The 19,723-nt window shown below is 61.6% G+C and carries 14 protein-coding genes and 2 pseudogenes; 8 read left to right on the top strand and 8 right to left on the bottom strand.

The genetic code is table 11. The annotated features are described in order from the left end of the window. Window positions 1-7: 7 nt before the first annotated feature. The 7 genes from JD971_RS04265 to JD971_RS04235 form a co-directional block, all read right to left on the bottom strand. A complete protein-coding gene (locus JD971_RS04265; RefSeq protein ID WP_202086163.1) occupies window positions 8-1,465 on the bottom strand; it encodes an NAD-dependent succinate-semialdehyde dehydrogenase in 1,458 nt (485 codons plus the stop codon). Between the two features lie 12 nt (window positions 1,466-1,477). Continuing rightward, complete coding sequence (locus JD971_RS04260; protein ID WP_236672264.1) at window positions 1,478-2,335, bottom strand: GNAT family N-acetyltransferase; 858 nt, start codon at window positions 2,333-2,335, stop codon at window positions 1,478-1,480. 169 nt (window positions 2,336-2,504) lie between these two features. Beyond that, the gene (locus JD971_RS04255; RefSeq protein ID WP_202086161.1) at window positions 2,505-3,434 is read right to left on the bottom strand and encodes a glyoxylate/hydroxypyruvate reductase A; all 930 of its coding nucleotides are present in this window, start codon (window positions 3,432-3,434) and stop codon (window positions 2,505-2,507) included. Next, window positions 3,431-4,459 carry a PepSY domain-containing protein gene (locus JD971_RS04250; RefSeq protein WP_202086159.1) on the bottom strand — a complete coding sequence of 343 codons (1,029 nt, stop codon included), beginning with the start codon at window positions 4,457-4,459 and terminating at the stop codon, window positions 3,431-3,433. The genes JD971_RS04255 and JD971_RS04250 overlap by 4 nt, the downstream gene beginning before the upstream one ends. A gap of 82 nt (window positions 4,460-4,541) precedes the next feature. Continuing rightward, on the bottom strand, window positions 4,542-6,686 hold the full coding sequence (locus tag JD971_RS04245; RefSeq protein WP_202086157.1) for a TonB-dependent siderophore receptor: 2,145 nt from the start codon (window positions 6,684-6,686) through the stop codon (window positions 4,542-4,544). Between the two features lie 508 nt (window positions 6,687-7,194). Beyond that, entirely contained in the window at window positions 7,195-7,566 is a 372-nt protein-coding gene (locus tag JD971_RS04240) for a hypothetical protein (RefSeq protein WP_236672263.1), read from the bottom strand. 57 nt (window positions 7,567-7,623) lie between these two features. Continuing rightward, complete coding sequence (locus JD971_RS04235) at window positions 7,624-8,376, bottom strand: DUF4198 domain-containing protein (protein WP_202086155.1); 753 nt, start codon at window positions 8,374-8,376, stop codon at window positions 7,624-7,626. A 629-nt stretch (window positions 8,377-9,005) separates the two neighbouring features. Here JD971_RS04235 and JD971_RS04230 point away from each other — a divergent pair. The 8 genes and pseudogenes from JD971_RS04230 to JD971_RS04195 all read left to right on the top strand — a co-directional run bounded on the left by JD971_RS04230 (window position 9,006) and on the right by JD971_RS04195 (window position 18,871). Then, window positions 9,006-10,181, top strand: a complete 1,176-nt coding sequence (locus tag JD971_RS04230) for a tyrosine-type recombinase/integrase (RefSeq protein ID WP_236672262.1) — start codon at window positions 9,006-9,008, stop codon at window positions 10,179-10,181. A gap of 437 nt (window positions 10,182-10,618) precedes the next feature. Then, window positions 10,619-11,958: pseudogene (locus tag JD971_RS04225) on the top strand (IS1380 family transposase). Window positions 11,959-12,226: 268 nt separating this feature from the next. Next, window positions 12,227-12,844: a hypothetical protein gene (locus tag JD971_RS04220; protein ID WP_202086154.1), complete on the top strand. Its 618-nt coding sequence runs from the start codon at window positions 12,227-12,229 to the stop codon at window positions 12,842-12,844. Next, complete coding sequence (locus tag JD971_RS04215; RefSeq protein WP_202086153.1) at window positions 12,837-13,910, top strand: XRE family transcriptional regulator; 1,074 nt, start codon at window positions 12,837-12,839, stop codon at window positions 13,908-13,910. The genes JD971_RS04220 and JD971_RS04215 overlap by 8 nt, the downstream gene beginning before the upstream one ends. Before the next feature lie 103 nt (window positions 13,911-14,013). Further along, on the top strand, window positions 14,014-17,157 hold the full coding sequence (locus JD971_RS04210) for a helicase-related protein (protein WP_202086152.1): 3,144 nt from the start codon (window positions 14,014-14,016) through the stop codon (window positions 17,155-17,157). Further along, on the top strand, window positions 17,154-17,915 hold the full coding sequence (locus JD971_RS04205; RefSeq protein WP_202086151.1) for a DUF4391 domain-containing protein: 762 nt from the start codon (window positions 17,154-17,156) through the stop codon (window positions 17,913-17,915). Before JD971_RS04210 ends, JD971_RS04205 begins: the two co-directional genes overlap by 4 nt. Window positions 17,916-17,960: 45 nt before the next feature. Continuing rightward, window positions 17,961-18,305, top strand: coding sequence for a hypothetical protein (locus JD971_RS04200; protein WP_202086148.1), 345 nt, complete (start codon window positions 17,961-17,963; stop codon window positions 18,303-18,305). After that, window positions 18,302-18,871, top strand: coding sequence for a hypothetical protein (locus JD971_RS04195; protein ID WP_202086147.1), 570 nt, complete (start codon window positions 18,302-18,304; stop codon window positions 18,869-18,871). The genes JD971_RS04200 and JD971_RS04195 overlap by 4 nt, the downstream gene beginning before the upstream one ends. Here JD971_RS04195 and JD971_RS16915 read toward each other — a convergent pair. Further along, window positions 18,837-19,617: pseudogene (locus JD971_RS16915) on the bottom strand (IS5 family transposase). The gene JD971_RS04195 and the pseudogene JD971_RS16915 overlap by 35 nt on opposite strands. Window positions 19,618-19,723 lie beyond the last annotated feature (106 nt).

The raw sequence follows: 19,723 nt of genomic DNA, 5'->3' as shown, positions 1-19,723 counted from the left end.
TGCGGTTTCAGGCGCCTATCGCGCCGATGTGGAAGGCCTTGGTTTCGAGATATTCGTCGATCCCCTCAAGCCCGCCTTCGCGCCCGAGGCCCGATTGCTTGATGCCGCCAAACGGCGCCATTTCCATGGCAATCGACCCGGTGTTGAGCGCGATCATGCCCGCCTCGAGCCCTTCGGCAACGCGGAACGCGCGGGAAATGTCGCGCGTGTAGAAATAGCTGGCGAGGCCGTATTGCGTGTCATTGGCGAGGCGGAGGCCCTCCTCCTCGCTGTCGAAACGGAACACGGGCGCGAGCGGCCCGAAGGTTTCCTCGCTCGCGAGCCGCATGTCGGGATTGGCGCCGGTCACCAGCACGGGGCGGACGAAACGGTCGCCCTCCCGTCCGGTGCCGCTGGCGACGACACGCGCGCCCTTGTCCAGCGCGTCGGCGAGATGGCTCGACACTTTTTCGACGGCGCTGTCGTTGATGAGCGGGCCGGTCGTTGCGCCGTCCTCGATCCCGGGTCCGACATGGAGCGCGGCCACCGCGGCGCCGAGCCGTTCGACGAAGGCGTCATGGATGCCCGACTGCACCAAGATGCGGTTTGCACATACGCAGGTCTGGCCTGCGTTGCGGAACTTGCTCGCCATCGTGGCCGCGACCGCCACGTCGAGATCGGCGTCGTCGAACACGAGCAGCGGCGCATTGCCGCCCAGTTCGAGGCTGAGTCGCTTGATGGTGTCCGCGCTCTGCCGCATGAGCAGGGAACCGACACGTGTCGATCCGGTGAAGGACAGCTTGCGCACGTCGGTGCTGGCGGTGATGGCGGCGCCGATGTCCTGCGGCATGCCCGTGAGGATGTGAAACACACCCGCCGGGATGCCCGCACGCAGCGCCAGCTCCGCCAGCGCCAGCGCGGAGAACGGCGTCATTTCCGAAGGCTTCACGATGACCGGGCACCCGGCGGCAAGCGCAGGCGCACATTTGCGCGTGATCATCGCGGAGGGGAAATTCCACGGCGTGATCGCGGCGGACACGCCGACCGGCTCGACCATCACGATGATACGGCGGTCGCGTTCGGGGGAGGGCACATTGCGCGCGCCGACCCGGCGGCCTTCCTCGGCGAACCATTTGATGAAGCTGGCGGCATAGCGGATCTCGCCCGCGGCCTCGGCAAGCGGCTTGCCCTGTTCCGCGGTCATGATGCGGGCAAGGTCGTCGACATTTTCGAGGACGAGCGCATGCCACCGATCGAGCAGGGCGCAGCGTTCGCTAGCCGTCATCGCGCGCCACGCCGGCCATGCGGCGACCGCGGCGGCGATGGCACGTTCGGTCTCCGCCGTGCCGCAGCCCGGCACCGATCCCACGGGCGAACCGGTCGCGGGGTCGATCACCGCAATCTCGTCACCGGCAGAGGACAGCCATTCGCCATCCACAAGGGCAGCCTGGCGCAGAAGGGCGGAATCGGAAAGTTCAAGGGTCATGGTGTTGTCTCGTTATCCATAAGCTTGGCCGGCGATGCCGTAGACGCGCGGACCGTCGCCTACGACCGGCAATGTTCCGCGCACCATGGTGCGCACGGTCGTCGCCCGCGGCAGGCCGATCGATTCCAGCCATTCGGACATGCCGAAGCCGCCGACGGTGTCGATCCGGCAATAATGGCCGGCCTGTGCACCGAGCATTTGCGTGGCCAGCAATTTGGCCCCTTCGAAATCGGGCGCGACGATGGGTGCGATGACGCGGCCGCGACCGAACCGCCGCAGCAACGCAAAGCCGACCGGTTCGTGATCGCGCGTCAGGACGATGCCGCTGCTGTCGCGCGCCATCGCATAGAACAGGACCGAACGGTCGACGCCCGTCGCGCTGCAGTAAAGGCCCGGCAAGTCGCGCTCGCCTTCGCCCATCGGGCGCACGCGCTCGTCCTCGCGCGGAGCGGTGAGCGGCATGCTGGGCGCGATGCCCTGATGCTGATGGACGAGGCCGGCGGGCACGAAGCCGAGCGACGTGAACAGTGATTGACGCTTCGGCGTGGCGCTGAGCATGACGTTCATGTCCTCGCCCAGCCGGTCCAGCATGGCGAGCATGAGCATGCGGGCAATGTCGCGTTCGCGCACCTCGCCCGCTTCGAGCAGCATGCCCAGCGTCGCGTGGCGGTCGCCGTAGCGGAAGGCCATGATGGTGCCCACGACGCGCTCGTCGACGGTCGCGACGATACCCTCGCCCAGCTCCTCGAACAATTGCCAGTCTTCGAGCCGGTGCGGCCAGGATTCTTCCTCGGACAAGGCGTTCGCAGCCTCGAGATGTTCAGGCATCAGGTCCTTGAGAACGACCGGCCCTTCGATCACTCTGTCCACTGCGACCACTCCATCCTTGCAGCCATTGCCGAACGATCGGCCTCGTTTCATTGGCTAGGCCCGCCTCCATGGCAGAGGCTGCCGGTTTCGCCGGGCAAACGAAAGATTATGGCGTTATTCGCGCCTGCGCTGAACAGCCATGGCCGGCGTTCGGTCCCGACATGTCCGCTCAATAGCCCCGCGCCCGATCGATCTCGCCTTCCAGCGGCTCGCCCGTTCGTGCCCGGCGCAGATTGTCGATCAGCGCGTGCACCGCGGTTTCCTTGCGCGTGACCCCGGCAATATGCGGCGTCAGCATGATGGAAGGGTGCGAATAGAAGGGATGCCCCTCGGGCAGCGGCTCCGGCTGCGCGACATCGAGAAACGCATAACGCAGCTGTCCTGAATCGAGGGCCTCGATCAGGTCGTCCTGAACCAGATGGCCACCGCGCGCGACATTGATCAGCGACGCGCCCGCCTTCATCCGCGCGAACAGAGAGCGGTCGAGAATGCCGCGCGTGTCGTCGGTGAGCGGAAGCAGGCAGACGAGAATGTCGCACTGCGCCAGGAATTCGTCGCGTTCGGCATCGTCGGCAAAGCACAATGCCCCCGGAACGTCGGTGCTGCTCCTGCTCCACCCGGCGACGCGAAAGCCCAGCGGCGCCAGCATGCGGATCGCCGCCCGGCCCAGCTGGCCGAGCCCCATGACGCCGACCGTGCGTTCGGCGGTGAGCAGGACATCGCGCGGCGCCCACATGCCGCTGCGCTGGCTGTCGACATAGGACGGCAGGTCGCGGTGCAGCGCCAGCGCCGCCATGGCGACATATTCCGCCATGGTATTGGTGATCCCCGTTTCGATCATCCGCACCACCCGCACATGCGGCGGCAGGAGCGAGAGGTCGAGCTGGTCCACCCCCGCGCCGATGCTGAACAGGATTTCGAGGTTCGTCAGGCTTGCGACAAGCTCGGCATCGAGCGTCCAGGCGATGAGGCCGGTGATCTCCGCCGGGTCGCCGGCATCGGGCCAGCAGCGAAAATCGATGTCGGGCAGTTCGCGCGTTACGATCTGCTGCCACAGCGCGCCGCGCTCGGGGTCGCCGGTGTGAAGGATCGCGGTCATGATCGGGGTTTCCTGTTGGCCCGGGCGCGCCACCATTGCAGCGGGCCGGAGAGGGAGAGAAAGAGAAGGCCGGCTGCGAGCAGGAGCATGATCCAGCGGCCCCCCGGCCCGATGATCGAGCCGGTATGGATCGGATAGGTGACGGTCCACAATGCGTCATCCGCTTCGTGCGGGATCGCGCGCAACGTGCCGGGTGCGGACGGATCCACGACGGCGGTGTCGACCGCCCACGGCCCCGCACGCGGTGCGCGGAAATTGACGGCGATGGTGCCGTCGGGACGAAACCGGATGTCGCGCATCGGGCCATCGGAAAAGCGGGCGCCGGCGAGCGCAACCGCGGCGTCGATCGTGGCCGCGGTCGGGACGAGGCCGTCCACCGGCGCCGGGCCGGCCGCCGCGAAATTGGGAAGCGCGGTGAGGACGCCGGACACGCTGAGGATCACGAGCGCCGCGGACATCAGCGCGCCGCTCGACCGGTGCCACATGCGCAGTTTCATCCGTTGCGGCGTGCGGTCCGGGATTTTGAGCGCCTTCAGGACGCGCCTTTTGCCGGGCCACCAGTGCCACAGCCCCGTCACCGCCAGCATTGCCAGCGCGGCACCGTAGATACAGACCAGCAGGAGCCCGAAATTCCCGGCATTCAGCCGCAGATGCAATTCCTGCGCGGCATGAAGCGGATAGCGCCAGATCGACCCCCGCGACAGGACCATGCCGCTCGCCGGGTCGATCAGCGCGTAATCGAGCGTCCCGTCGCCGTGCCGCATTTGCGCGACGACGGCGCTTCCGGGCGCTGGCGGGAGATAGAGGCGCTGCGGCGCGCTGTCCGGCGCCGCGCGGCGCGCAGCGGCATAGAGCGCGGATACGGGCGCAGGTTCCTCCTGCGCCGACGAAGTAGCCGGTTGCAGCAGCGAGGCCAGATCGTCCCGGTAGAGCAGCATCGACCCCGTGAGTGCCTGCAGGACGAGAAACGGTGCGAAGACAAGGGCCAGCCGGCGATGAAGCACAAGAAGGCTGTGAGGTTTCATGGCGCCGGTGAACCTGGTGGACAAGGGGTGAGGCCGCCGAACCGCCCTTCGGCGGGGTCGGCGGCCTCGATCGGGACCGACCTTAGAAGGCGAAGTCGATCCGGCCCGTGATCGCCCGCGGCTGGCCGGGCGTGACCCAGTAACGGTGATACGACGCGGCGTAGTAATCCTCGTCCAGCAGGTTGGTGGCGTCGATGCTCAACCGGATGCTTTCGGTCGGCTGGAATGCCGCAAGCGCCCGGACAAGCGTGTAGTCGGGCAGGTAGAAATCGAAGCCCGTTTCGCCCACGCGCTCGCCCACATAGTTCACGCCCCCGCCGAGGGTGAACGTGCCGCCCGCAAGATCGAAATCCTTGGTCAGCAGCAGGTTCGCCTGATGCTTGGGCACGTTGATGAGCTGATCGCCGCGGTCGATCTGAAGCGCGAAATCCTTGTCCAGCGAACTCGTGCGCCATTCGGCGTCGGTGTAGGCATAGTTCGCGATCAGCAGCAGCCCCTCGGCCAGATTGGCCGTGATGTCCGCCTCGATCCCGCGGCTGCGCGCCGAACCCGCCGCGATGGAGAAGTTTCCGTTCAGCGGGTCGTTGGTGAGGATGTTGTCCTTCGTCATGGTGAACGCGGCCAGCGTCGCCATGATCGTTTCGTCGTACGAGTTGAAGCGCAGGCCCGCCTCGTACGATTCGCTGGTTTCGGACGGGAACGGATCGTTCTGCGCATCGAGGCCGCTATTGGGCCGGAAACCGGTGCCATAGGCGGCATAGACCGCAAGGCTGTCGGTCACTTCGTAAAGCACGCCGGCGGTCGGGCTGAATTGCTTTTCGACCACGACGGGCAGATTCTCGCCGAACGAGTTGATGTCCTGCTTGAAGCGGTCGTATCGCCCGCCGATCCGCAGCTTCAGGCGCTCGGTAATGTCGATCTGATCCTGAAAATAGAGGCCGTACGACGTCTGCTTTTCAAGCGAGTCGGTGATCGTGGCGTTCGGGATCACGACCTGGCCGTATTGCGGATTGAAGATGTCGATCGCATACATTTCAGGAATGATGGGGTCGCCGGGCTGATAATTCCCGTTCCAGCGATAGCGCTGCTGCAGCAGGTTGATCTTGAAGCGGTCCCAGTCGGCACCGAACAGGACATGGTGCGTTAGCGGCCCGGTATAGAACTTGCCCGAAATTTCCCCGCGGAAGACCGTATTGGTCGTGTCGTAATCGCGGTAGCGGCGCTGGCGCACGAGGATATTTCCGGTCTCGTCGAGCGATTGACGCCGCCCGGACAGTTCGGGATCGCTCGAAAAGCCTTCGAAGCCGGTATCGCGATAGCCTGCCCCCACGAGCAGGAACCAGTCGCGCGACAATTGCTGCTGGAACTGCACCTGGTGGCCGAGCACGTCGACCTGGATCGGGCCGTCACGCGGCTCGCCAAGAAAACGCGATTCGGGAATGCGGCCCAGCACGCCATCCACCGCGAGGACGCCGCGGTCGAACGGAACCTGGTTGTCGACATATTCCATTTCGTAGCTGATCTTGGTCGTGCTGGTCGGCGCGAACAGGAACGAGGGCGAAGCCACGATCTTCTTGGATTCCAGATTGTCGCGGAACGATCCCGCGTCCTGCGCCGCGCCGTTCACGCGCAAGGCCAGCGTATCGCTGACCACGAGGTTGTAATCGCCCGCGACGCGATAGGTATCGAAACTGTAGGCCGAAACATTGAAACTGCCGAAATTATCGGAAAGTTCGGCTTTCTTGGTGATGATGTTCACCGTGCCGCCCGGTTCGCCGCGTCCGAAGACCGCGCCATTGGGCCCCTTCAGGATTTCGACGCGTTCGATGTTGGACGCATCGCGCGGACCGCCATAGCCGCGGCCGCCGTTGAACCCGTTGACGAGGAAGCCCGAGGGAAAGTTCTCGTCTCCCGAAAAACCGCGGATTGCGAACGCGTCCCACAGACCGCCGAAATTGTTCTGGCGCGAAATGCCGCTGGCGAGGTCGAGCGCATTGTCGAGGCGCGTGATGTTGAGATTTTCCAGCAGGTCGCCATCGATGGTCTGAATCGTCTGCGGAACTTCCGCAAGCGGGACGTCGCCGCGATATTGCTGGCGAATGCCGGTGACGACGATCTCGCCGCTGCTGGTTGCTTCGGCGTCCTGGGCCGACGCGGTGATCGGATATGCGAGGGCTGCCGTCCCGGTGGCAAGCGCCGCAAGGGCTGCAAATTTCCAATTCGTCATACAAGAGACCCCTCAAGTGAATGGTTGCAATTGAACTTCAGTCGCTCCTGCTACTTGCCCGTCTCTTTCCGCCACTTTGCGTGGTCTTGGAAAGCCTGCCATCCGGTCCGGTGTTGTTATTATCTACCAGTGGCTGAGTGATACTCAGACTATGGAGGTCGGGACGAACAAATCGCCGAAACACAGTCCATCCGCGGTTTAATATGACGAATCGGTGACGGAATCCGCTCTTTCTACCGATACCGAACAATAACATTTGTCATGGTATTGAATCGGTGAAAGCGCGGGTAATAGCGACCTCAAAACCGATGGGTCGCAAAGGCGGCGGCTCGGATCGGAAGGCGTCGCCATTTTACCGCCTTCGCCTCGCTTGCATCCGGCGCCGCGATACCGGGGTGATGGCCTTGCCGGTTGGTTCTCACGCGTCGCGAACAAAGAAAGCCCGGATCGCCGGGGCTGGGCGATCCGGGCAGGGGGGTGCACGGTTCGAGCGGTCATCCGCTCGTTTTTATTCGTAGTGGAACGTCGCGAAGGATTTCGCGCCGGTGCTCTTGTCGACCACCGCGACCACGAGCTTGGCTCCGGCGGCGGGCGTCACGCCGGCCGCGGTCAGGCGATTGCCCGAAGCAGGTTCGAGATCGGTCGTGAACTTCTCGCCAGCGGCGGGCGTCACGATGAGATTCGCATCGAACGAAGCTGCCGGAAGCTCTTCGTGACCATCGTTGAAATAGACATCGACGCCAGCGTCCGTCTTCACAACCTCGACCCCGGTTTCACCCGCCATTTCGACGAGCCCGCCGTGCATGGCCGCCATCGTGCCATGCGCTGCCACAGGCGCGGCGAGGACGAGCATGGCGGCGGCGGTGCCGGCAAAAAACATGTTTTTCATCATCTTGACCTTTCGCACGAAATCATATGCCGAATTGTTCGGGCCGATTTATTCAGGAATGTGAGGCAGAACGAACGACAGGGTCGCGCGCTGCTCCATGCGATCGTACTTCTGCGGATTGTCGCTTCCGGTGAGGAGGATGCCGGTCACGACGTTGAGGCCCTGGTTGCGCACGCGGATCGTCGTCGTCCCGTCGGAGCCGGTCACCGCCGGGATCTGATCAGGGTCGGTGACATAATCGGTGAGGATGCCCACGCCTTCGGCCGGCTTGCCGTTGTAGAGCGCCTTGACCATGAGCGGGGCGCCGGCATCTTCGGGAACGGCGCCGACCGGAACGATCTGCAACGCGTGGCCCGGGATCATCGGTACATTCGCGTCGAGCGAATACATGTGCACCGCATATTTGAAATTCCGCTCGGAGAGTTCGATCTCCTCGTCCACCTCATCCTTGCCGGTGTTGTACCACTTGCCGTTCTTGTCCTTGGTCCACATGCCGTAGTCCATCGCCGCGGATACCACGGCCAGCGGCTCGTCACTGTTGACGATGGGGATCGGGCCCGAGACGACCAGGCTGGTTTCGACCGGCTGCCCTTCGGCGTCGAAGCCGGAGACCGAGGTGATCTTGTCGATCCGCCCCGCCGCATCGAGATCGTCCGCACCGACGCCATAAATGAGAGCGGTCTGCTTGGCGCGTTGGGCGAACCAGATGCTGTGCGCGGATGCCGGGATGCTGGACGCGAAGGTCGCGGCACCGGCAAGGCCGATCAGGGCAAGGGGAATGGCGTTGGTCTTCGGGAACATCTGGACCCTCCTGTGAGCGAGATTGCAGCTATAGACTGTCTGCTTTTCGCGCGGGGTTCCATGCCGAAGTGGGATGGAATGCGTGCGAAAGATGCCGATATAGCCGTCTCATTGGAAGATTGTGTCTATTCTTCCCGGGATGGGAACGCGGTTCGATCCGCGATTCCCGCCCTCGAAGGCGTGCGGGAAGGGTCTGCGGAATAAGTAAGGATCCGCGCTCGCAAATCGCATGGCAACGCGACACGCAAAGGCGGCCCCGGATGTGAACAGGTTTTTTGCGAAACGCCTTCCGGCCGCCGTGGACCGAAGAGTCAGTGCCGCACGCATCGCATCAGAATAAGGCAAACGGCGAACACAGCGCAGCGGACCGCCATCGGTCATCGCGGTCAGCCGAACAGCAAAGGTCGCGTGGTCTTCGCGGAAGTCGACGCATCTGTTCGCAATTGGAAAGATGGTGGGCGCGGCAGGGATTGAACCTGCGACCCCACCCGTGTGAAGGATGGGAATAACGCAAATCTGCGGTTTCTGCGGTCCATAAAATCTAATAAAATCAATGTTTGATGCCCGTCGATGTTCGCCGCTGTCCACTCAAGTTTTTCATGTTTTTTTCATGGATTTTAGGATAGCGCATGCTGATGCCAGACTTAAGCCGCATCGGGGATCGTGAAAGATTGAAGCCGAAATCAGGTGACGAGCCGCACTGGCATCGTCTGCGCCAAGGGGTCTATCTCGGCTATCGGCCATCGAAGAAGGCCGACGGCGGCACGTGGTTCGCCAGATTTTACGACGCTGACACCAATCGCAACAAGCGCAAGCGGCTCGGCGATTACGGCACGCTTACCGGTCATGATGTCTTCAAGCAGGCCAAGACCGACGCTGAGGCGTGGGCGGCAACTGTAGAGTCCGGCGGCGAACGCGCCCGCGATATGGTGACGGTGAAGGATGCTTGTCTCGCCTATCTGGAGGAGAAGCCCAATTCCATCGCTGAAGGTGTGTTCCGGAGACATGTCTACGATGATCCCATCGCCAAGGTGAAGCTCGACAAGCTTCGACGGCACAACTTGCGCAGCTGGCGCAAACGGCTGGAAAAGGCGCCCGCCCTGTTGTCCCGGACCAAGGAAGGAGAGAAGCGCTGTAAGGAACGAGCCAAGTCGACAGTGAACCGCGACATGGTGCCATTGCGCGCGGCGCTGGGTCGCGTCCTCACGCCCGGTGCCCCCAATACCGATGCAGCGTGGCAGGAGGCGCTCAAGCCCTTCAAGGGTGCCGACAAGCGCCGAGAACTTTATTTGGACAAGGCTGAGCGCAAGAGACTGATCGATACCGCCTGCGCGGAAGTACGGCCGTTTCTAAGGGCGCTATGTCTCCTGCCATTGCGTCCCGGCTCGCTTGCAGGCCTTGTCGCGCGTGATTTTGACAAGCGCACCCGGACACTAACAATAGGCAAGGACAAGAACGGCAGCCCGCGGCAAATTTCGTTACCACAAATGATCGCCGATTTCCTTGCCGCTCAGGCGAAGGGTAAATTGCCAACCGCGCCGGTCTTTGCTCGGCACTCGGGGGACGCTTGGAACAAGGATACTTGGAAACACCCAATCAAGGGTGCTGTACGGGAAGCCAGCTTACCAGATACCGTGTCCGCTTACACATTACGCCATAGCGTAATCACGGACCTTGTACGCGTGCGCTTGCCGATCCTGACAGTTGCCCAATTGTCCGGGACAAGTGTCGCGATGATCGAGAAGCACTATGGCCATCTTGTGCGCGACGATGCCGAAGACGCGCTGGCGACCTTAATGCTCTAGAATGAGATCAGCCGATGAGATTTTAGGCAGCATCAGTAAACTGGTCTGGGAGAGAGGATTCGAACCCAGAATAGCTCTCAGCCACAACCGCAGATTTCCGCGGTTCTTGCGGAATTGCCTGCCTCTTGTGCAGGGCTCGTGTGTGGGTGTCCAGTGGATGCCCATCGATTGTCCCCAAGCAGCCTCACCTTTCGCGCTTGCCCCGTAACAACTCGGTTTGACCGTCACCTTATTGCTGATCGAGAAGCATGGCCATTTCCGTTGGAATTCCGCATACGCCGATGGGCTAAGAATCCTCCGTGCACCTAGCCCGTCTTATTCACGGGGTTGGCTACGAAGGGTTGGCGGGAGTGGCATAAGCCTCTGATCTGAATTAGGAACTGGGTGTCTACACCGGCCCTGCTGCAGGGCAGAAAATGCCACAGGCCACACCCGCCATGAACGACGATATCGCAAGCCCCTTCCGATTCCCAGCGGTCGACCGCAAGAAAGTCACAGCCGCGTTCGACGGTGGTCGGCTCACTTCGGACGGCGGCGTTCTGTTGCTGTCGCAGGCCGAGCGCGCGATGGGTATCTGCCAGCGGCTTGCGACTTGCATTGCCGATCCGCGCGATCCTGCGCGGGTGATCCATCGCCTCGACGACATCCTGCGTGCCCGCGTGTTCGCGATCGCCTGCGGCTATGAGGATGCCGACGATCTCGATGCCCTGCGCGACGATCCGGGCTTCCGCCTGGCCCTGGGCAAGCTGCCGGGATCGGGCGCGGGGCTGGCCAGCCAACCGACGATGAGCCGGTGGGAGAATGCACCGATCACGCGCGAGTTGGCGAAGATGCTGGCCGCGATGATCGACATCTACTGCGCCAGCTATCCGGCCCCGCGGCGGCGGTGACGCTGGATATCGATGATACCTGCGATGTCGTCCATGGCTATCAGCAGTTGTCGTTCTGGAATGGTCATCATGGCGAGCGTTGCTTCCTGCCGATCCATGTCTACGACACCGCCACTGGTACCGGTGGCGATGCTGCTGCGCACCGGCAAGACACCGTCTGGTGTTGAAGCTGCCGGTCACATCCGGCGCCTCGTGCGCCACATCCGGCAATGGCCCGAAACGCACATCACCATCCGCGGCGACGGGCACTATGGGCGGCCCGAGGTCATGGCCGTCTGCGAGGGTTGCGGCGTCGACTACGTGTTCGGCCTGCCGACCAACGCCGTGCTACGCGCCGATCCCGAAATCGTCGTTGCCGCCGATGCCTGTGCGGTCAAACGCGCTCAGCGCCAGTACCCGGTCCTGCGCACCTATGCCGAGACCCGCTACGGGGCCAAAAGCTGGAAGTGCCAGCGCCGCGTCGTCGCCCGGATCGAGGCCAGTACGATGGGCATGGACATCCGCTATGTCGTCACTTCGCTGACCGAAGGCTCGAGCACATCTATGATACGCTCTACTGCGCGCGCGGTCAGGCCGAAAACCTGATCAAGCTGCACAAGACCCAGCTGGCCAGCGATCGCACCTCGTGCCGCTCTCCCAACGCCAATCAGATGCGCCTCATCCTGCACACCGCCGCATACTGGCTCCTGTGGCGCATTCAGCAGGAAATCCCCAAGGCAGCCTCGCTCGCGACCGCCGAGTTCGCAACGTTGCGCCTCAGGCTGCTCAAGGTCGCTGCCCGCGTCATTGAGAGCGCCACTCGCATCCGTGTCGCCTTCGCGTCAGCCTGTCCCGATGCCTCCGTTTTGAAAGCCATCGCCACCAATCTCAGGCCTGCACCTACTTAGGCGGTGCGGCTGTGCCGCCGAACTCCGAGCTCCATTCCATCAACCTCGAAAAGCCCATTGATCCTGACGCGGTGAAAAATGCCGTCGAAGACGCTCGCCCGGACTACGCCGCCAACGTCAGATCAAGGCCCATCCACTTCGCTGCTGCGGCCTCATGAATAAACCGGGCTAGCGGGCTAACCGCTCAAGGAATGATTCCGGAATAAAATATCTTGAATTGGACAGGGTGCGGTGTTAGGCGTCGATATCTAACCACGGAGCTCAGACATTGGCGGCAGTTCGAACGGCAGAAGATGCGCAGGCGGAAATCGGGCATCACTTCCCGACACTCATCCAGATCGCGGCAGACGTCCACAACGAGTTCCGGGCGAACTGCCGTGCCATTGCCACGTTCATTGAGCCTCGGACGAAGGCCTGCATTTACCGTGATGCCTTTATCCGTAAGCTCCGCGATTATTGCGACCTGCCGACGAACGGGGCGCATCTTCACCGCAAGAACCAGCTCGTTCTAGTCGGTCTGGAAAGCAGGTATGCGATGCGCGTCAAGCAGCTTGCATCAGGTTTTTCAGTGGGTGTCAGTCCCACGCGCGCCTCTGAACTGTATGACAGCAATGAAATGCCCGCCTATGCGAGTGACCTCTTTCCCGACGCGCCCGAAGTGACGCTGCTCTATTTGGGGTGGAGCGTGCCTGAGAATGCCCCAGGCCAGATCAATCTTTACTTGGTCTGCAATGACTCCAACCGCGAAGTGCTCTGGGTCATTCCGCTCAGTGAGAATGACGAAGGCCGTGGCATCCAGGCTCCGCTTCCTGTCGAAAACGACAACGGCGACGACTCTGGCATTCGCGTCCGGGTGAAGCGCGACAAGAAGCGAGATCATGGATAAGCCATTCAACGGGAGCCTGTTGGCTCTTGGGCGGCAAATTCGTCGCAAGAGCCAGGCGGAGCTTGTGAAGCTGCTTGACGGTGCCCTGACGCAAGGGACGCTGTCCAAGCTAGAGCATGGACGCATCCAGCCGCAGCCGGAAATTGTCGCGAAGCTGGCGGAAGCCTTGCAACTCCGTGAGAGCTTTTTCTACCGGAGCGCATATGTTCGCGAGCCTATGGTCAGCTACCATAGGAAACGCGCGAAGCTCGCAGCTAAAGATCAGGATGCTGTCCACGGTCTGGCAGAGGTGTTCCGTCTCAATTTGAAATCGCTGCTAGATTCGGTGGAATTAGATCCGACGCTTCCGCCGCTTCCTGCGGTGGACCCTGATGAATACGGGCGAGACATCGAGGAAATTGCGCGTCTGCTACGGCAGAGATGGCAGTTGCCGAAAGGACCTATCGAAGATCTGACCAAGCTCGCTGAACGGGCTGGGATCGTTGTTATGGCTTTCGATTTCGGGAGCGAGCTGATTGACGGCTTCTGTCAACACTCCTGTGACGGGCTGCCGGCAATAATCTATATAAACTCGAACCAGCCGAAGGACCGCTATAGGTTCAGCCTGGCACATGAGATCGGACATTTGATTTGCCACCAAACGCCTCACCCCGAACAGGAGATTGAGGCCAACCGTTTCGCGTCTGAGTTTCTCATGCCAACGCGGGAAATTCGAAACGACTTTGAACCCGTTTCGCTTTCGAAATTTATGGATCTGAAATTGTATTGGGGCACCTCTATGCAAGCCCTGATATACAAGGCTTGGCAGGTCGGTTGTCTGTCAGACCGAATGAAAAAATACTATTTTATCGAAATGTCGAAGCGGGGATTCAAGAAAAGGGAGCCGGTGGAGGCTACCCACTTGCGGGAAGAGCCCGCTACACTTCGTTCAATTATACAAGCTCACCTGACAGAACTAGATTACTCGGTCGATGATCTTGGAGAAATATTTGGACTTTTGTCGAATGACGTAGAGGCTCTCTATCCTGTGCCACGCGCAAAACCTCAACTTCGTTTAGTTAACTAGGTCTCAATTGACGCAATTTGCCTCCTTTGTTGACCGCAAACCATTCGTTGTCCTCATAGATTGGTCCGGCTAGCAAGCTTGCGGATAGAAACTGGGGGTTGGGTTGCGGATCATTTCGAATTCAGGAGGCGAGCGGGTCATTGATCGGCTTTGCACGGCGAAGGGTGAATTCGATATCCTCACGGGCGGCGTCTCCGTATTCGGAGCGTCCGCGGCGTTCCCCCCGGATGCAGGTAACCGTCTGCAGCGTCTCCTTCTTGGCGCTGGGACATCGCATCAGGAACTGTCGGGAGCCCAGAACGATCGGCAGCGTCGCAATGCCCTCGAAACACGCGCGCTTTGCCGCCAACTCTGTTCGATTCTCGAAGGAGCGCAGGTTAGGCAGGCTGCGCTGCCGCCGGCACAATCGGTTGTATTAGGGCCTTCGACTGCGCTCCTTGGAAACTGCGAGCTGACGACCCCTGGTCTGGGGATCGCGCCGCAAGCATCCCTCGGGTTCGTCCAGGAAACTGAGACTGAGGAAGAGCTCGAGCACCTTCGCCAATGGTTTCGCGCCCAATGGATACATGCCGATGCCGAGGGCGATGCTGTACAGTCGCTATTGAAAGCAGTCGGCGATGGAGCAGAGCCTCATCCGGCGCAGAGCGTCTATCTCCAAGGGCTGTTCCACCTCTTTGCCGAAATGGAGGAAGCAACTGACGAGAGTAAGATCGTGGATGCCGCAACGGGCATCCGGGATACGACAGTCTGGTCGAAACTTTACCGGTTTCAGAAGGATGGGGTCATAGGGGCCATCGACAAACTCCAGCGTTTCGGCGGGTGCATCCTTGCCGACAGCGTTGGCTTGGGAAAAACTTTCGAGGCTTTAGCGGTCATCAAGTATTACGAGCTCCGCAATGCCCGTGTGCTCGTGCTGGCGCCCAAGCGCCTTCGCGAGAACTGGACGCTGTGGACCCAGAACGACGTGCGCAATATGTTGGCAGGCGATCGCTTCGCTTTCGATGTGCTCAACCACACGGACCTGTCGCGGGAACAGGGCCAATCCGGGGAGATAGACCTCAGCCACATCAACTGGGGTAATTACAACCTCGTCGTGATCGACGAGAGCCACAACTTTCGAAATCGTCCCGCTGGCAAGGGTGAGCGTGAAAGCCGATACGACAAGCTGCTGAACGCGGTCGTGAAGGCTGGCGTCGACACCAAGGTGCTGATGCTGTCCGCAACCCCGGTCAATAACCGGCTGAACGACCTCAAGAACCAGATCGCCTTCGCAACCGAAGGCGATGATCGTGCACTGGCTGGCCACGGCGTCCCCAGCATAGCGGGCACGGTGCGTATCGCGCAGGGCCAGTTTAACCGCTGGCAGGATTTGCCCGACGATCGGCGATCACCGGCCAGGCTGCTGGAGATGCTTGGCTTCGACTATTTTCGACTGTTGGATCTGCTCACTATCGCGCGTAGCCGGAAGCACATCGAGAAATACTACGGCACCGAAGAAACCGGGACCTTCCCCGAACGTCTCGCGCCAAAAAACATCTATTCGGATGTTGACCTGTCCGACGGCTTCCCGCCCATAGGCGAGGTCAACACCGAAATCCGCTTACTCAAACTCGCCGCATTCGCTCCATTGCGTTACGTGATGGAGGATCGCCGCGAGGCATACGATCGCCGTTACAGCCAGCAGACGGGTTCGGGCGCGAGCGTATTTCGGCAGCTCGACCGCGAAGAAAGCCTCGTTGCGCTCATGCGGGTGAACCTGCTCAAGCGGATGGAAAGCTCGGTGCATGCCCTTGCACTCACCATCGAGCGGCAGCTTGCCGCGGTGGAAGAGCTGATCGGGCGTATCGATGCGCATGACGACAGCATTGACGCTCCGTCGATCGACGATCTGGAAGACGACGATCCCGAATTCGAGCAGCTTGGTGTCGGCAAGAACATCCGCGTGTTGCTCAGCGACGCGGATCTCGTTCGCTGGCGGCAGGACCTGGCGGAGGATCGCGACAGGCTTGCCAGCCTTCTCCGGCAGGCAAGGCAGGTCACCCCAGAGCGTGACGCCAAGCTTGCGGATCTCAAGGCGCTAATCTCTGAAAAACTTCGCGCGCCATACAACGCGGGCAATACGAAGCTGCTGGTCTTCACGGCCTTCGCGGATACGGCGCAGTATCTCTACGAGCAGCTGGCCGATGAATATCCGCGACCGATGGCCCTGGTGACGGGTTCCGGTCGAAACCGCACGACGCACCCGCGTCTCCGTCCCGATCTGGGCTCCATACTTACAGCGTTCTCACCGCAATCGCGCGCACGACCGGAGAATCTGGCGGACGAACCGGAAGTCGAATTGATCATTGCCACGGACTGTATTTCGGAGGGCCAGAACCTCCAGGATTGCGACTGCGTGGTGAATTACGACATTCACTGGAACCCGGTCCGGATCGTGCAGCGCTTTGGGCGCGTAGACCGGCTCGGTTCGCCAAACGATGTCATCCAGCTCGTCAACTTCTGGCCCAACATGGACCTCGACAGCTACATCGGCCTTGAGCGCAGCGTATCGGGCAAGATGATGCTGCTCGACGTCTCCGCGACGGGCGAGGAGAACCTGATCGAAGCACAGGCGGGCGATCGGATGAACGATCTGGAATACCGCCGCCGCCAGCTGGAATCGCTTCAGGATCGGGTCATTGATCTGGAAGACCTGTCTTCCGGCGTATCCATCACGGACATGACCCTGAATGACCTCCGGCTGGATCTCGCCCGTCTGTCAGCCGACGAACGCGAGGCGGTCGCCCAGCGGATGATCGGCACCTATTCGCCTATTCCCGCTAATGATGATTTCCCGCCTGGCGCGTTGTTTCTGCTGAAGGCTGCCACGCCGAATGCCGAACGCGCGCTGGCAAAGGGCGATCCGATTTTCCCGCATGCGCTGATTTATGTCGGTGAGGATGAGCGGGTGATCCTTCCGCCCAGCCAGCCGAAGCGAATGCTCGACCTTCTTCGTCTGGCAGCAGCCACTCCAGCGGAGGAACAAGAACAGGCGTGGGTGCAGCTCAACGCCGCGACGCGCGACGGCAGCAAGATGGAGAAATACCAAGGCCTGCTGGCGGCCGCGATTCGCGGCGTAACCGGTAAAGCGGAAGAGCGCGCGGTCGAAAGCCTCTTCACCACCGGCGGCGTAGAAGGCGCTGGCGGGGATAGCGGGCTGGACGACTGGGAGGTGATCACCTGGCTCGCCGTCCTGCCTCCGGCATGACTGTTACGCCGCAGAATATTCGTGACGCTCTCGCGCTGCCTCCCGGCGGAGCGGCTGCTCGGCGGTTGCCGAAGGGCGTGCTCGCGGAGCATGGGGCGGCGAATGCGGCGGATCGCAAGGCAATCGACAAGGTCATCGAGCGGCTGGACTGGTGGGCGACCCTGTCGCCTGCCACCATCGGCGTGGCAGCCGACACAGATCGCGAGCGGCCCGTTCCCGCAATCCAGCTGCTTGCCCTCACAGCGCGGGAGCAGCCGACCCAGCGCCTGCTGGCAATGGTCCACCGCTCGATCCCGGTGCCGATCATATTGCTGACGCAGCTTCCCGCCAATGCGGGCACCCGTGTTTCGGTCGCGCCGCTCCGTAGGGCGGAAAGGGTCGGCGACAAGATGGTGGTGGAGCGCCTAGTAGTATCCCCCGACCTGACTGATACTGGATCGGAGGCGACCAAGGCGTTCATTGTCGGCTTGGCGCTTCCACACCTTCCGCAGGTGAGCCTTTCGGCCTTGTATGCTGGCCTCGTCGAAAGGCTGGAGGCGCTGGAGGTTGCCGCGCTGACGGGTTCGCCATATCGCCTCGTGGACGATCCGGAAGCGCGACGCGACGCGCTGGGGCGATACAGGGAAGCAGACGCAGAATGGATATCTGCCCGCGCGGCGGCGAAGAAGGAAAAGTCGCTGGCGCAACAGGTTACGCTTGGCAATCGCACGCGAAAGCTGAAAGAAGAGCGCGATCGAATACTGGGGGAGCTGGGCTAGGCTGATGAGCAGGGGGAGTTACTACGGTGGCGGAACCGTCATCGGATGGGGCAGCTATTGGGAGCGGCGCTACGCCCTCGGCACACCGGAAGAGCGATCGGTTCCATCGAAGAAGGGATCGAAGCGTTCGGCGCGACGTGCTCGCGCGAAAGCAGCTGCGGTGAACCGACGCCGGCGTGGGCCCGGAATAAACTCCCGAAGTCCAATCTGTCACAGCAGGATGTCCTGGCCGGTCTCGGCCTGTTACCGTTGCCGCCGAAACCGCATAAACGCGGACCCATTCTCAAGAAGCTGGTCGCCGAAGGGGTGCTGCTCCCCAATGGGCGACCCAATCCGAATAACGACAAGGTGTGCGCAATTGCAGCGCGGCCAGGAAAGAAGAAGAAATGATCACCGAAAAATCAAATTCCGCCATCCCGCAGATTACCCGCGACGATGATGAGGCGGGGAGCGGCGATCTGGCGCGCGAGAATATCGAGCGGCTGAAGGCGCTGTTCCCGCAGATCGTTGCGGACGGGAAGGTCGATTTCGATGTGCTGCGCCAGCTGCTGGGCGACGAGGTGGAAGAAGGCGAGGAGCGTTATGGCCTGAACTGGAAGGGCAAACGCCGCGCTCGTGCCTTTGCCATGACGCCGAGCCTCGGCACCCTGCGCCCTGCGCCCGAGGACAGCGTGGACTGGGATACGACGCAGAATATTATGATCGAGGGTGACAACCTTGAGGTGCTGAAGCTCTTGCGGCGCTCGTATGCGGGGAAGGTGAAGCTGATTTACATCGACCCACCATACAACACAGGATCGGATTTCGTTTATCCCGACAACTATAGAGATGCGCTTACCAACTATCTTCGAATGACCGGGCAGACTTCGGAAGATGGAATGTCACTTTCTTCGGAAAAAGACACTTCAGGACGCGCGCACTCTAGGCTTCGTGGACAAAGGGTATCCAGAGCTTGATTGAAGCGAGAGCGACGAAGCCGAGATAGGATTCCTTGGTTTTGTCGTAGCGGGTGGCGACCCTGCGCCAGTTCTTCAGTTTGTTGAACAGGCGCTCGACCAGGTTGCGCCAGCGGTATTTAGTCGGGTCATGCGGGACCGGATTGCGGCGATTGCTCTTGGCCGGGATCACCGCTTCAACGCCAGCGGCCGCGATTTGCTCGCGGATGGCGTCGGCATCGTAGCCGCGATCGGCCAGGAATGCCTCGACCCGCTCGCCGATCATTCGGAACAGGGGCCCAAAGCCCTGCACATCATGCGTCTGGCCGGGCGTCAGCACGAAGCCGAGCGGGAGGCCCCTCGCGTCGCATCTGGCGTGCAGCTTGGTGGTGAAGCCTCCGCGCGATCGGAGAGCCTCGGTTTGCTGAGTCCCCTTTTATGCCGACTGCACAATGATGTGCCCGGACCACGGTGCTATCGATCATGTCGGCAGCGATATCGCGCCCTGCCAGTTCGGCCAGCGTCTCGAGCATGGCATCGAACACGCCGGTCGTGACCCATCGTCGATACCGCCTGAAGACGCTGTTCCACTTGCCATACTCGTCCGGCAAATGCCGCCATTGCGCACCGGTCCGGGCAATCCACATCATGCCCTCGAAATAGCGGCGATTATCCTGTGCAGGGCGGCAGCCACGGCCGCGCTCAGCAGGCAGCAGCGGCCCGATCAGCGCCCACTCCTCATCCGCTACACCGATCCGCTCGCCCAACGCTGCCTCCAAAAGGTAGCCTTGAATCAAGCGCTCAGTCTCAGGTCAAGCTTTGTCCACGAAGCCTAAACAGTCTAGCGGCTGCGATGCGCATGCTACGACGAAA

Origin of the sequence: Croceicoccus sp. YJ47 (assembly GCF_016745095.1) — a bacterium.
GTDB lineage: Bacteria > Pseudomonadota > Alphaproteobacteria > Sphingomonadales > Sphingomonadaceae > Croceicoccus.
This window is presented reverse-complemented; position numbering and strand designations above follow the sequence as displayed.

Bases quoted from the DNA above. Each gene is read 5' to 3' on its own strand.
- JD971_RS04195 (WP_202086147.1), top strand. From the start codon at position 18,302: ATGATCACCGAAAAATCAAATTCCGCCATCCCGCAGATTACCCGCGAC.
- JD971_RS04215 (WP_202086153.1), top strand. From the start codon at position 12,837: ATGGATAAGCCATTCAACGGGAGCCTGTTGGCTCTTGGGCGGCAAATT.
- JD971_RS04230 (WP_236672262.1), top strand. From the start codon at position 9,006: ATGCTGATGCCAGACTTAAGCCGCATCGGGGATCGTGAAAGATTGAAG.
- JD971_RS04240 (WP_236672263.1), bottom strand. From the start codon at position 7,566: ATGTTTTTTGCCGGCACCGCCGCCGCCATGCTCGTCCTCGCCGCGCCT.
- JD971_RS04235 (WP_202086155.1), bottom strand. From the start codon at position 8,376: ATGTTCCCGAAGACCAACGCCATTCCCCTTGCCCTGATCGGCCTTGCC.
- JD971_RS04255 (WP_202086161.1), bottom strand. From the start codon at position 3,434: ATGACCGCGATCCTTCACACCGGCGACCCCGAGCGCGGCGCGCTGTGG.
- JD971_RS04200 (WP_202086148.1), top strand. From the start codon at position 17,961: ATGGGGCAGCTATTGGGAGCGGCGCTACGCCCTCGGCACACCGGAAGA.
- JD971_RS04265 (WP_202086163.1), bottom strand. From the start codon at position 1,465: ATGACCCTTGAACTTTCCGATTCCGCCCTTCTGCGCCAGGCTGCCCTT.
- JD971_RS04250 (WP_202086159.1), bottom strand. From the start codon at position 4,459: ATGAAACCTCACAGCCTTCTTGTGCTTCATCGCCGGCTGGCCCTTGTC.
- JD971_RS04205 (WP_202086151.1), top strand. From the start codon at position 17,154: ATGACTGTTACGCCGCAGAATATTCGTGACGCTCTCGCGCTGCCTCCC.
- JD971_RS04245 (WP_202086157.1), bottom strand. From the start codon at position 6,686: ATGACGAATTGGAAATTTGCAGCCCTTGCGGCGCTTGCCACCGGGACG.